This window comes from Microvirga sp. jy35 (genome assembly GCF_056148915.1).
Genome location: NZ_JBWBEW010000107.1, coordinates 1 through 1,680, shown reverse-complemented (window position 1 = coordinate 1,680; position 1,680 = coordinate 1). Strand labels below are relative to the sequence as shown.

Below are 1,680 nucleotides of genomic sequence, written 5' to 3'. Positions count from 1 at the left end.
CGGCCAACGAGATCACCCGCGACGACTTCGTCCCAGGCGCAGGCTCCAACTCATACAACGTCACGACAGGACCGGGACGGACATTGATGATCTCGCCCTTGACGTTGAAGTCCCACAGCACGTTCTCGAGGGTCGCTGCATTCTCCTGCAGCACCTCGACCGGCACTTCCGCACTGCTCCAGATCTTCGGTTCTGCCAGAAGATCGAGCGCCGGCAGCTCGTAATCGAAGGAGGCGCGGACCGGAGCCGTGACGCCGATGGAAACGGACGCGTAGTTGTCACGACGGATGCTGTCATTGGCCGGAACCGGAACCGCCGGCGCGTGGCTCACGCGCGGCTGGGTTACGACGGCCGCCCGGCGCGGTGCTTCCTCGACAATGATCTCGTCGTCCAACTCCTCCTGGACGAGATCCTCTTCTTGGGCGAGATCCTCTTCGACAAAATCCTCGTCGTCATCCCATGGTGCGGTTTCAGGCTGAACCGACAGCGGAACCCTTGAAGGCGCGGGCACGACAGGCCTGACAGCAGGCGCAGCTTTGACTGGCGGCGGGGCTTTCCTGGCCGGCCGGACATCCTCCTGCTTTGCCTGAACGGGCACGACGGGAGCAGGCATGGCAGGAGCAGGCGAGAGCGATGGATCCAGGAGGTAGGTCCCTGGCTGCCACATGAAGCTGTAGGATTGCTGGATCGTGTGAAGCTCATAGGGCGCAGGCGCGACCGGATTGCTCCTCGGAGGCTGCGCCGGCTGTTGGACCTTGTCCTGAGAAGGCGCTGGCTCGACAACCGGCGCGCGCCGAGTTGCGGTGTCCATCGCTGGAGCCTGTGCTGCTGCGCGCGTGATCGGCCCACGCTCCTGAGCAGGAGCCCGATTGAAGATGCGGGCATTGCCGGTGCCGGTTTCCTGGGACGCAGCCTTGCTCTGAAGCGCCTGCAGCCGCTCCTGGACGGCCGGTGCCGGATCGTCCATGCGAGTGGCAGCAATCTGTCTCGCCCTCTCTTCGATGGCATCATCGGATGGATGGGATGCCCCCTTCATCCGGCGCTCCTTCAGGACGCGCTCGGGGGTGCGCGTGAACCGGACCTCCGGCGACATGGAAAAGGACTGCTCCCAGACCTCTCCGCGGGGAGCGCCATTCGCCCCTCTGCCTTGCCCGCTCTTCGGCGCAATGGCGGTCGAGGACCGCGAGACGGGCTGGCTGCCCGTGGGACCGGGGGTTGCCTGCACCCGGTTTGCGCCAGGCAGAGCTTCGCCCGCCCGATGACGTGCGTGGTCTCTCTGCAATGAAGCCGCGGAAGGAGTGGGCTCGTGGCTGCCCGACTCAGTCTTGAAATCCTCACCTTGTGCAAGAGAGCCATAGCCATGGGCGGCGGAAGATGGAGGCCGTCGTTTGAAGTGCATTGTCTGTTATGGTGTTGGGACTGAGCCAGTCAGCCCGGGGAGAAGAGGTCCTCCCGATTACGCCTGCCAAAGGTAAAAAGAGCCTTAGGAGGAAGTCACGTGCCGCTTCGACCGGCACTTGTCCCCAGCCCCCTCCCCTTCAAAGCAGGACTCGCACTTCCTATATTCTTTAAGAGCAGAGCGCTCTGTTCCACCGGCTTCTGATGCAAGGTCCTTAGAAAATCTCTTGCAAAGTTGTGTTGGGTGTTTATATGGGCGCTTCCCTTGGGCCTGTTTGGGTC

Annotated in this window: 1 protein-coding gene; it reads right to left on the bottom strand. The window is 63.0% G+C overall.

Features of this window, described 5'->3' with window-relative positions:
• Positions 1-1,225 (bottom strand): DNA translocase FtsK (locus AC0QTX_RS27390; RefSeq protein WP_474606946.1); only part of this gene is annotated, 1,225 nt, incomplete at its 3' end.
• Positions 1,226-1,680: the final 455 nt, after the last annotated feature.